Annotated in this window: 9 protein-coding genes; 1 reads left to right on the plus strand and 8 read right to left on the minus strand. The window is 54.7% G+C overall.

Annotated features, from left to right (window positions below; all coding sequences use genetic code 11):
• From CHH75_RS01845 to CHH75_RS01875, 7 genes are all read right to left on the minus strand, one after another.
• Window positions 1-471, minus strand: a complete 471-nt coding sequence (locus CHH75_RS01845) for a GAF domain-containing protein (protein WP_095265329.1) — start codon at window positions 469-471, stop codon at window positions 1-3.
• A 53-nt stretch (window positions 472-524) separates the two neighbouring features.
• Window positions 525-1,217: a respiratory nitrate reductase subunit gamma gene (narI, locus tag CHH75_RS01850; RefSeq protein WP_095397317.1), complete on the minus strand. Its 693-nt coding sequence runs from the start codon at window positions 1,215-1,217 to the stop codon at window positions 525-527.
• Window positions 1,214-1,783 (minus strand): nitrate reductase molybdenum cofactor assembly chaperone, encoded by a 570-nt coding sequence (gene narJ / locus CHH75_RS01855; protein WP_095265331.1) that lies wholly within the window; start codon window positions 1,781-1,783, stop codon window positions 1,214-1,216. The genes narI and narJ overlap by 4 nt, the downstream gene beginning before the upstream one ends.
• Entirely contained in the window at window positions 1,776-3,308 is a 1,533-nt protein-coding gene (gene narH, locus CHH75_RS01860) for a nitrate reductase subunit beta (RefSeq protein WP_095265332.1), read from the minus strand. The genes narJ and narH overlap by 8 nt, the downstream gene beginning before the upstream one ends.
• Window positions 3,298-6,975 carry a nitrate reductase subunit alpha gene (locus tag CHH75_RS01865; RefSeq protein WP_095397318.1) on the minus strand — a complete coding sequence of 1,226 codons (3,678 nt, stop codon included), beginning with the start codon at window positions 6,973-6,975 and terminating at the stop codon, window positions 3,298-3,300. Before CHH75_RS01865 ends, narH begins: the two co-directional genes overlap by 11 nt.
• Before the next feature lie 351 nt (window positions 6,976-7,326).
• Window positions 7,327-8,025: an iron-sulfur cluster repair di-iron protein gene (ric, locus tag CHH75_RS01870; protein ID WP_095397319.1), complete on the minus strand. Its 699-nt coding sequence runs from the start codon at window positions 8,023-8,025 to the stop codon at window positions 7,327-7,329.
• A gap of 202 nt (window positions 8,026-8,227) precedes the next feature.
• Entirely contained in the window at window positions 8,228-8,533 is a 306-nt protein-coding gene (locus CHH75_RS01875) for a Dabb family protein (protein ID WP_095397320.1), read from the minus strand.
• Window positions 8,534-8,651: 118 nt separating this feature from the next.
• On the opposite strand from CHH75_RS01875, the gene CHH75_RS24720 reads away from it, so the two are divergent.
• Window positions 8,652-8,807 (plus strand): hypothetical protein, encoded by a 156-nt coding sequence (locus tag CHH75_RS24720; protein WP_176475430.1) that lies wholly within the window; start codon window positions 8,652-8,654, stop codon window positions 8,805-8,807.
• A gap of 22 nt (window positions 8,808-8,829) precedes the next feature.
• Here the strand turns inward: CHH75_RS24720 and nasC are convergent, their stop codons facing one another.
• Window positions 8,830-10,956, minus strand: coding sequence for an assimilatory nitrate reductase catalytic subunit NasC (gene nasC, locus CHH75_RS01880; protein WP_095397321.1), 2,127 nt, complete (start codon window positions 10,954-10,956; stop codon window positions 8,830-8,832).
• Window positions 10,957-11,176 lie beyond the last annotated feature (220 nt).

The raw sequence follows: 11,176 nt of genomic DNA on the forward strand, positions 1-11,176 counted from the left end.
TCAAGGCTGCGACACCTCCCTGATTTGAAAAGCGCCCAATGAGGCTCCGAGGCTGTTCTGGAATCGGGCAAAGGACGCCTCATCCAGTTCGTTCTCCTTCCGGAAACCGACCAGAAGCACGCCAATGACGCGGGATCCCTCCCATAAAGGCAAGGCGCCAAGACTCCGCAACTGTTCTGATACAATGATCGGATAATTGAATAAATCCTTGGCTTCGATATCGGCACTGACATTTTGAATCAGCATCGCTTTCCCGGTTTTAAATACGATCCCGGCGACGCCTTTGCCGGAATGGAGCACGATCCGCTTGTACCGGTCGTTCCTGTTCCCCGAAACGTACTGCCATGTAAGCACAAACCGGTCTTCAGCCGGCTGCACGAGCGCCAATGACACAAAGTCGAATTGAAACCTGCTCCGAATGCCGTCAATCTCCTGCTGATAATGAAATGAATGGAGATTCGTCATGGTCATACCCCTAACTCCTCTGATGTAGAAAAGAAGGCCGCGATCAGCCTTCCCTTTAGCTACATGTCATATTTACGGTGCTTTCTATACAGAATATATCGTCTGCCGATATAATTCAACGGCACACTCCACACATGAACAAGCCGGGTGAACGGCCACAGCGCAAAAATGAACAGGCCTGCGGTGATGTGAATTTTAAAAGACAGCGGCACATCGGTCATCAAGCCCGGGTCCGGCCGGAGAATAAAGAGCTGGCGGAACCACACCGACACCGACTCCCGGTAGTTGAAATCCGGCTGCAGCGCATTGGTGACGAGCGTGCTGTACATGCCTGCCGCCACAATGAACAGCAGCAGCACGTTAACGATCATGTCCGAGGCGGAACTGAGCTGTCGCACATTCTTCATCGTGAATCTGCGGAAGGTGAGCAGCACCATCCCGGCCAGTGTCAAAAACCCGAAAGCCCCACCGATATAGACGGCCCCGATGTGATAGAGATGCTCGTTCACCCCGATCGCTTCCATCCAGGACTGGGGAATGCCAAGCCCCGCTACATGGCCGGCAATTACCGGAATGATGCCCATATGAAACATGAGGCTGCCTGCCTTCAGTCTTTTTTTCTCCACGAATTCACTCGACTTTGCTGTCCAATGGAATTGATCTGTCCGGTAACGGTAAATGTGACCAACAACGAAAACCGAAACACAAATATAGGGGAAAATCACCCACAATAACTGATCTATCATCCTCATGTGCCCTGCGCCTCCTGAATGACACACGCCTTAAATGTATCGCGCAGTCCGTTGATAAGATGGAAGTACGGGCTGGCCGCCTCCTTCAGAGCCTGCTGCAAGCGGTAGGTGCCGTCCTCCATAACCGCCAGCATCAACCCCAGGATGTTCGCGGCTTCCTGCTCGTGCCCCCGCCAGTCGGCGGCTGACAGAAACTCGCACATCAGCGGCAAATAATCCGACAGCTCCGTACCTTCGATCTCTAGGCCGAACAGCTCATAGGCCTCTTTAAGGCGGACCAGCAGGGAGCCTCGCTCCCGGCTGTCCTCATATTGGTAGTACGTCATATATAATGTCGTTTTCTTTTGGAAATCAAAGGTCTGCACATACATCTCTTCAATCTGCTCCATGCTGTATGTCTGCATAGCCTCCCAGTACTGCTGCAGTGCAGGGTAAGCAGGATGTCCGGCAATCAGCGCTTCGGCCCAGACCGATGGATGGTAGTCGATCTTTTCCGGATAGGACAGCTGCCGGGCATAAAAGGCGAACAACGCTTGTTGTTCATGCAGCTTCTCGAGATCAATCACGCCATATCCCCCCGTAGAAGTTTTCTTCGTACTGTGTCTTGCCGCCTTTACCGAAGCCTTCCGGTCCGCAGCCCGAGCAGCCGAGACCGAAGCCTTCGTCCCCCTGCGAACGGTATACGTCCATATACGCTTCCTTATGGGAGGTAGGGATGACAAAGCGGTCTTCGTACTTGGCGATTGCCAGCAGCCGATACATCTCTTGGACTTGATGCGAGGTAAGCCCTACCCGTGCCAGCCGGCGTTCATCGAAGTCTGCACCGGAGGAGACCGCACGCATCATGGAGCGCATCATGGCCATTCTTTGCAGCGCCTCCTTGACCGTGTTCGTATCCCCGGCGGTCAGCATGTTTGCCAAATATTGAATCGGTGTCCGCATCTCTTCAATCGCCGGGAAGATCAGGTCCGGATTCGAGATCGAATCCTTGCCTTCAAACACATTCATGATCGGACTGAGCGGCGGAACATACCATACCATCGGCAGGGTCCGGTACTCCGGATGCAGCGGAAACGCCAGCTTGTATTCAATCGCCAGTTTATAGACCGGCGACTTCTGCGCGGCTTCAATCCATTCCTCCGGGATGCCGTCGGCCCGTGCCTGCTCGATGACAGCAGGGTCGCTCGGGTCCAGAAACAGATCGCACTGGGCCTGGTACAGATCCTGCTCATCCGGCATGGACGCTGCTTCCTGAACGCGGTCCGCGTCATACAGCAGCACGCCGAGATAGCGGATGCGCCCGGTACAGGTTTCAGAGCAGACCGTCGGCAGTCCCGCTTCGATTCTCGGAAAACAAAAGGTGCATTTCTCCGCTTTGTTCGTTTTCCAGTTGAAATATACCTTTTTGTATGGACAGCCGGTCATGCAGTAGCGCCAGCCCCGGCAAGCCTCCTGATCGACCAGCACGATCCCGTCCTCATCCCGCTTGTACATCGCTCCGGATGGACAGGAAGCCACGCAGCTCGGATTCAGGCAGTGCTCACACAGCCGCGGCAAATACATCATGAACGTCTGCTCGAAGTTGAACTTGATCTCTTCCTCGATCTTCTCAATATTCGGATCGCGCGGGCCTGTCACATGGCCTCCCGCCAGATCGTCCTCCCAGTTCGGTCCCCACTCCAGATCCATCGTATCTCCGGTTACCGCGGATTTCGGGCGGGCAACCGGCTGGTTATTCTTCTCTCCGGCATTCGTCAGATGCTCGTAATTGTAAGTCCACGGTTCATAATAATCCTTCATCTCCGGCATGTCAGGGTTGTGAAAAATGCTGCCAAGCGCGATTTTGGACAGCCTGCTGCCGGATTTCAGCTCCAGCTTGCCGTTCTTAAGCGTCCAGCCACCCTTGTACTTCTCCTGATCCTCCCAGCGAACCGGATAGCCGATCCCCGGCTTGGTCTCCACATTGTTGAACCAGATATACTCTGCTCCGGGCCGGTTTGTCCAGGTGCTCTTGCAGGTTACACTGCAGGTATGGCATCCGATGCATTTGTCCAGATTCATCACCATGGCCACTTGCGCTTTAATCTTCAAGCCAATCCACCTCTTTCATTTTGCGGACAGCCACGTATACATCCCGCTGGTTTCCGATCGGTCCGTAATAGTTGAATCCATAGCTGAGCTGGGCATAGCCCCCAACGACCTGCGTCGGCTTCACATGGATTCGGGTCGGGGCGTTGTGGCTCCCGCCGCGGTTTTTCGTTATCTCAGAGCCCGGGACATAGATATGTTTGTCTTGGGCATGGTACATGTACATTGTCCCTTTCGGCATCCGGTGACTGACCACAGCTCTCGCGGTGACCACGCCGTTGCGGTTGAATACCTCCAGCCAGTCGTTGTCCTCAATATGATGGGCCGCTGCGTCTTCATTGTTCAGCCATACCGTAGGTCCGCCCCGGAACAGCGTCAGCATGTGCAGATTGTCCTGATACGTGCTGTGGATGTTCCATTTCCCGTGCGGGGTCAAATAGCGCAGCACCAGCGCCTCACCGCTGCCGCTAATCTGCCGGTCCCGAGGGCCGAACACCATCGGCGGAAGTGTCGGTTTATACACTGGAAGCGCCTCGCCAAACTGCAGGAAAATCTCATGATCGATATAAAAATGCTGTCTGCCGGTCAGCGTACGGAAAGGGACAAGACGTTCGATATTCGTAGTGAATGGAGAATATCTTCTGCCCATCTTGTTGGATCCGCTGAATACCGGTGTCGGGATGACCTCACGCGGCTGCGCCGTAATGCTCTGGAATGTGATGCGTTCCGCCGCCCGGTCTGCCGAAATATCCTTCAGCTGCACGCCGGTATCCTGTTCGCACGCCTCCCAGGCACGCTGGGACACCCTGCCATTCGTAGCTGACGATATCGACAGTATGACCTCAGCCGCATCCCGTGCCGTATACAGCTTCGGAAGCCCCTGCTTGATCGACCCGTCCTCGTAGATGCCGTTCACCCGCTTCAGTTCCTCGTATTCCTCCGCAACGGAAAAGCTGACGCCGTGCGCGCCCACCTTGCCTTTGGAAAGAAGCGGCCCCAGCGAAATGAACTTGTCATACACTTTCGTATAATCGCGTTCCACAATCGTCAGATTCGGCATCGTCTTGCCCGGAATTGCCTCAATTTCACCCTTGCGCCAATCTTTCACCATCCCGTAAGGCTGAGCGATCTCACTTACGGAATCATGCGCGAGCGGGGTGGCCACAAGGTCTTTGTGTACGCCGGGCAAATGCTCCTTCGCCATCTCCGAGAATGTCGCGGCAAGCGTTCTATAGATGTCCCAGTCCGACCGCGATTCCCAGAGCCGATCGACAGCCGGATTGAACGGATGCACAAACGGGTGCATATCAGTCGAGGACAGATCCGTCTTCTCATACCAGGTCGCAGCCGGAAGAACAACGTCGGCATACATCGGAGTCGCCGTCATGCGAAAATCAAGGGCAACCAGCAGATCCAGCTTGCCTACCGCTTCTTCCCGCCAGACCATCTCCTTCGGCTTCTGCTCCTCGTTCGGAGCGGAGAGCAGGTTATCCGATGTTCCCAGCAGATGTTTCATGAAATATTCCTGCCCCTTGGCCGAGCTGGATATCAGGTTGGAGCGCCACACAAACATCGTGCGCGGGAAATTCTCCGGCGCATCGGGGTCCTCGGCCGCAAACGTTGTTTTACCGGACACAATCTGCTCATAAGCATGCTTCACAATGTCCTCGTTGCTTGTTTTTCCCTGCCGGTTCGCCTCCTCCGCAAACGCCAGAGAACTCTTATTGAACTGCGGATAGGACGGAAGCCAGCCGAGCCTTGCGGCCAGCACATTATAGTCTGCGGGATGGCTGTAACGTATATCGCCGCCTGTTGGCGATTTCAAGGACTCGGTATCCATCTCCTCATACTTCCATTGATCGGTAGCGAAGTAGAAGAACGAAGTTGCGTTTTGCTGCCGCGGCGGCCCCTGCCAATCCTTAGCGAAGGCTACGGTCGACCAGCCCTCAATCGGGCGGCATTTCTCTTGACCGACATAGTGGGCCCAGCCGCCTCCATTGACCCCTTGGGAAGCGGTAAGAATGACCAGGTTCAGGATAGAGCGATAGATCGTGTCGCTGTTGAACCAGTGATTGATCCCTGCGCCCATGATGATCATGGAACGCCCGCCTGTATCCAGTGAATTTTGCGCAAACTCCCGCGCAATCTGGACCACGATGGAGGCTTTCACACCCGTAATGCTCTCCTGCCAAGCAGGAGTGTACTTCGAAGTCGAATCCTCATAACCGCTGGCCTCCAGCTCGCTTCCCGCACGCCGGATGCCGTACTGGCTCAGCATCAGGTCGTACACGGTGGCTGCAAGACACTGCGTTCCGTCAGCCAGCTGAATGGTTTTGGCAGGAATCATCCGTTTGAACGTACCGCCGCCATCGTGATCAAAGTATGGAAAATGAATCGTTTGATAGCTTCCGCCATGAGGCTCAACCGAAAGCGAAGGCGAGATGACCGAGCCGTCCTCGCGCTCCAGAATCAGGTTCCACGGCTTCCCTTCCTCCCAGCGCTGACCCATCGTTCCGTTCGGCACCAGGATTTCCTCCGTCGTTTCATCGATGAGAACCGGCTTCCACTCAGCATGCGGCGGCGACGTTTCCCACAGATCGCTTGCCCGCAGGAAGCGGCCTGCTTTATAACCGTCCTCGAACTCCTCAAGCAGTATTAGAAACGGCATATCCGTATACTGTTTGGCATAATTCAGGAACATCGGCTCCTGACGCTTATGGTAATATTCATCCAAAATGACATGGGTCATGGCTTGGGCAATGGCAGCATCGGTTCCAGGGTTTGGCGCCAGCCAGTTGTCGGCAAACTTCACATTCTCGGCGTAATCCGGGGCAACGGAGACAACCTTGGTTCCCTTATAGCGAACCTCGGTCATGAAATGTGCATCCGGCGTGCGCGTCAGCGGCACATTGGAACCCCACATCATGAGATAGCCGGCGTTATACCAGTCGCTCGATTCCGGAACATCGGTCTGCTCTCCCCAAATTTGTGGAGAAGCCGGCGGCAGATCGGCATACCAGTCGTAAAAGCTCAGCATCTCGCCTCCGAGCAATGAAATGAAACGGGCACCGGAGGCGTAGCTGATCATCGACATTGCCGGAATTGGCGTGAAGCCTGCGATACGGTCCGGTCCGTATTTGCGTATCGTATATATCAATTGGGCGGAGATCAGCTGGGTCGCATCCTGCCAGGACACCCGGACATGACCGCCCTTGCCTCGCGCCGCTTTGTACTGTCTTGATTTCGCGGGATCCTCCACAATGCTGGCCCAGGCAGCGACAGGATTACTATGCTGCTTCAGCGCCTCATTCCACAGTCGCCACAATCGGCCGCGCATATAGGGGTATTTCACGCGCAGCGGGCTGTACTCATACCAGGAGAACGACGCGCCGCGCGGGCAGCCGCGAGGCTCGAATTCCGGCATGTCCGGCCCGCAGGAAGGGTAGTCGATCTGCTGGTTTTCCCAAGTAATAATGCCGTTCTTCACGAACACCTTCCAGCTGCAGGAACCGGTGCAGTTAACCCCATGCGTCGTTCGCACCACCTTGTCATGCGACCAGCGGCTGCGGTACATGTTCTCCCATTCCCGGCTCTTCTCCTCAAGAATGGACCAATTGTCCGAATAGCTTTCCACCCTTTTGAAGAACCTCAGTCCCTTGTTTCGTTTCATAGGACGCTCCACTCCTTCTGCTTGAATGACGATGATTGGCGGGGAATCAATGCGTCGTCCATTCGTATAATCTTATTATGAAGAAGCGGCCCCCTCCCCTCCTATTAGGGAAACTCCTATATCGCTTGACGAACTCCCTTGTTTTGCGGATGAATGCCTGTCCCCCTGATCCATCGGGATAACGGTGCTAAGCTTGAAGAAGGGCTGACATGGGGGCATGGGGGCACTCAGGCATTCTGGCATTCTGGCACGAAAAAGACCCCACCGATGGCGAGGTCTCTACTTCTACTCGTGAAATCTATAACTGATGCGTGTGCGTTCCAGCCACGCCGCGGTATCAAACTCCTCGATTTACATCGCAGCGCGAACGTTTCGGAATAGAATATTGTTCTCCAGATGAATATGGTCATACGTATCTTTCTCCAGAAGGGATAGACGCTGGTAAACAAGACGGTAAGTGCCGCAAGCATCTGCTGGCAGTTCATAATCGCTGGTGACTTCCCGCATTTCTTTCAACAGTTGACCAGCCGATTCATGTTCATCCTCCAGCTCGGACAGATGCGGTTTCAGCGCCGCCGCCGTTTCCGGACCCGGCTCGCTTACAAATTGTGTGATTAACGGGAACACCACCTCATCCTCATCCTGGGTATGATCCAGCAGCTCTCGCTTCAAATCCGAGAACAGCTCCTGTACCCGAAGCAGCTCCGGATGTGCACCTCCATGAACACGCGCCAGCTTCGTAACATAGGGCACCAGCGCAGGCAGCTCTTCCATTAGAAAAGCGTGATGCTTCTTCTGGATATGGTCGATCAGCTCAAGCGCTGTCAGTTCGGCCGGACGATGCTGCTGATATTCCGCAAATTTCCGCTCCACAAGCTGTGCTTGCTCCAGCACTTTAACCGGGTCCAGTCCCCGGCCAAGGGCAGCCTCTTCCAATGAAACTTGTCCGCCACAGCAAAAATCAATCCGAAGCTGACGGAATACATCGGCGGTCTGTGGTACGGCTGTCACAATATCAGATACTTGCGTTTGAAGTGTTAATGTACTCATGTTTCACTCCCCCATTCCTGTTGCAATCGTCTTGCTTACCATCAAGTATATAGAAGGAGGTGTCTCCGCTTGTGATTGCCGTCATACCAAATTCAAACGATCTGTGACAGCGGCACCACCTTCGCGGCCATGATCACATTCGCTGCATAATAAAAAAAAAGCATTCCCCGACGATCTGTCGGGAAACGCTCCTTGACTTGTGTTACATTTCGTTATAATCAATCTCCAAGAATTGCGTCACTTCCTGCTCCCACCGCTCTTTTACAAACGCCACATGATTCGGGTGAACATTGTAAGCTTCATAATCAGCTTCACTGTCAAACACCATGGAAAAGCCGAAATGATAGGTATTCTTGGGGCTGATCTGCCGGAATACTTGAAAATTCTTTACGGTAGGAATCGCGCTGAGCGCAGTCCGCCCATCCTCCAAAAAGCGCTGCTCTTCTTCTGAACCCTGCTCATGCTTTAATGAAAATATAACGGAATGAATGATGGCATTACTGCTCATATCGAACATCCTTTCTATATTTTGAGTTGTAACTATTATATGGTATAGTGCTGTAAATGAACATCCAGTGATTAGGAGATTCATAGATTTCGTTCATTGCGGATAGGAGTTCGATAGGATGGAGTATCTCAAAAAGGAACTGATTCTCAATCTCACAGTCATCTCGGCCGCGATCGCTGCCATTCTCGGAGCCATTGGCGCGGAGCTAAGTATAAGCAGCTCGGAATTCAGCAATCGTGATGATTGGGGACCGGTATCTTTCGACGCGTCCTAACAGATAGGACGAATCCGATCTGTTATAATCGGCGGATTCGAACCGCCGCGGTTTTAAAGCCAGGCATTTTACAATTCGGGTCAAGCTCGGGGCGGGTAGCCCGGTTGACATTTTGGATGCCGCCCCAATGCATCGGCACGAACAGGGTATCCTCACGGATATGCTCCTTGATTCGGCTTCTCACCTTGAAGCTGCCAAACTCCGATTGGATCAGCACCCATTCCCCATCCTGGATGTGATAGCGCTCTGCCGTATAAGGATGCAGCTCCACGAAATTCTCCAGCTCTCGTGCAGCAAGCGACGGGCTTCTCCGGGTCTGTACTCCGGTCAGGTAATGATACAGGACCCGTCCGTTTGTCAGAATAAGAGGATACGCCTCGTTCACACCGGCCCAGGCTGGACCTTGATCCGCGGTGAACACCGCTTTTCCATCGGGGTGGGCAAACTTATCGCGGAAGAGCAGCCCGCTGCCTTCCTCCTCCGTCGAAGGACACGGCCAGTATATCCCTTCCTCCCGGCGCAGCCGGTCGTACGTGATCCCATAATAGTCCGCAATCCCTCCCTTGCTCGCCAGTCTCAGCTCGTTGAAGATCGCCTCAGCATCCTTGTATCGAAAATACCTGCCCTTGCCCAGCGCCTCTGCAATCGAGCAGAGGATGTCCCAATCATGCCAAGCCTCACCCGGTGCCGGACGCGACGCTTCTCGCAGCAGCACCCTGCCTTCCAGATTGGTCAGCGTCCCTTTATTCTCCATGTAGGACGTCACTGGCAGCACCAGATCGGCCATGCGGGCTGTTTCGGACATGAGCATATCGGCCACCACCAGAAAATCAAGTTGTTTAAGTGCTTCGGCAACCAGCTCTGCATTCGGATTGGATACGATTGGATTGGAGCCCATCACGAACAAGGACTTTATCACGCCCTGATGCACCAGCTCCATCATCTCGTAGGCAGACACCCCTTTCCCCGGCAAGCTGGAAGGCTCCACTCCCCATACGGAAGCGACGTAGGCACGGTCCGCTTCATTCTCAATGGATCGGTAGCCCGGAAGCTGGTCTGCCTTCTGGCCATGCTCCCGTCCTCCCTGGCCATTGCCCTGGCCGGTAACGGCCCCGTAGCCGCAGCCTTCCCTCCCGATTTTGCCGGTTGCAAGCACCAGATTGAGGAAATGACGAACCGCCAGATGGCCATCCGTTTGCTGTTCAACGCCCCTGGCTGTCAGCACCATGCCCGTCTCTGCCATGCCAAAAGCGCGGGCAGCTTCCCGGATCATCCCCGGCTCCACCCCGCATCTTGCTGCAGCCACATCCACATCAACCTTCGCCATGTATGCAAGCAGATCGTCATAACCATTCGTTCGGCTGCGAATGAACGCTTCGTCAATCAGCCCCTCCTCCATCACGACTTTCAGCAGAGCGTTCGCAAGCGATAGATCCGTTCCCGGACGGATCTGCAGATGCAGATCCGCCGCTGCTGCGGTCGCCGTTCTCCTCGGATCGATGACAATCAGCTGTGCACCTGCCTCCTTCGCCTCGTTGAAATAAGGCATCAGGGTGGGCTGACACTCGGCAATGTTGGTGCCCGCCAGAATGATGCACTTCGCCAGTGGAATATCCGCCAGCCGGAAGGTTAACCCCCGGTCCATGCCGAATGTTTTGACACCGGCAGACGCAGCAGCCGACATGCAGAAGCGGCCGTTATAATCGATATAGCGGGTGCCGAGCGCCACTCTAGCGAATTTCCCCAGCAAGTATGCCGTTTCATTGGTGAGTGAACCGCCGCCGTACACGCCCAGCGCATCCGGACCGTGCAGCGCGGAGGTCTCCTGAAAACGGCCGGCGATTTCCGCAATCGCCTCATCCCAGGTGCAAGGCACAAGCTCCCCGTCTCTGCGGATGAGCGGATGCTGCAAGCGTTCCGAGTGCAGCGCATGCTGGTGGGCGTTCATTCCCTTCACACAGGCTCGCCCCTGGGAAGCTGCGTTCGGCACGCCCTCCACACTGAACGCTGCCCGCCGCTGACCGGCAATGCTTTCGGAAACCTCCTCCACCGATATTTTGCACTGTACGCTGCAGAATGGGCACTGTGTAGCCGCTTCGGGCCGTGTGCCTGCATAGGCAAATGTTTGTCTCTGTTTCACTCTCCACACCTCTTCCTATCATTGATGGAGTTTCCTATATGACACATGTTTGAATCGTAGTCAGTGAATCATCCAAGCACCTTCGCCTCATAACGATGGCCTGACGCCAGGTTCGCATCATACCACTTGCTGTTTCCGATCAGCTTGTCGGCAAGCTCTTGCTGCAGGCATGCATCCAGCACATGTTCCCGGATCGGTACGATGCCTTCGCGATCCACCCATTGCCACA

Source organism: Paenibacillus sp. 7541 (assembly GCF_002276395.1).
Lineage (GTDB): Bacteria > Bacillota > Bacilli > Paenibacillales > Paenibacillaceae > Paenibacillus_AQ > Paenibacillus_AQ campinasensis.

Coding starts and splice junctions, on each gene's coding strand:
- ric (WP_095397319.1), bottom strand. CDS start 8,025: ATGAGTACATTAACACTTCAAACGCAAGTATCTGATATTGTGACAGCC.
- CHH75_RS01875 (WP_095397320.1), bottom strand. CDS start 8,533: ATGAGCAGTAATGCCATCATTCATTCCGTTATATTTTCATTAAAGCAT.
- CHH75_RS01845 (WP_095265329.1), bottom strand. CDS start 471: ATGACCATGACGAATCTCCATTCATTTCATTATCAGCAGGAGATTGAC.
- narI (WP_095397317.1), bottom strand. CDS start 1,217: ATGAGGATGATAGATCAGTTATTGTGGGTGATTTTCCCCTATATTTGT.
- CHH75_RS24720 (WP_176475430.1), top strand. CDS start 8,652: ATGGAGTATCTCAAAAAGGAACTGATTCTCAATCTCACAGTCATCTCG.
- CHH75_RS01865 (WP_095397318.1), bottom strand. CDS start 6,975: ATGAAACGAAACAAGGGACTGAGGTTCTTCAAAAGGGTGGAAAGCTAT.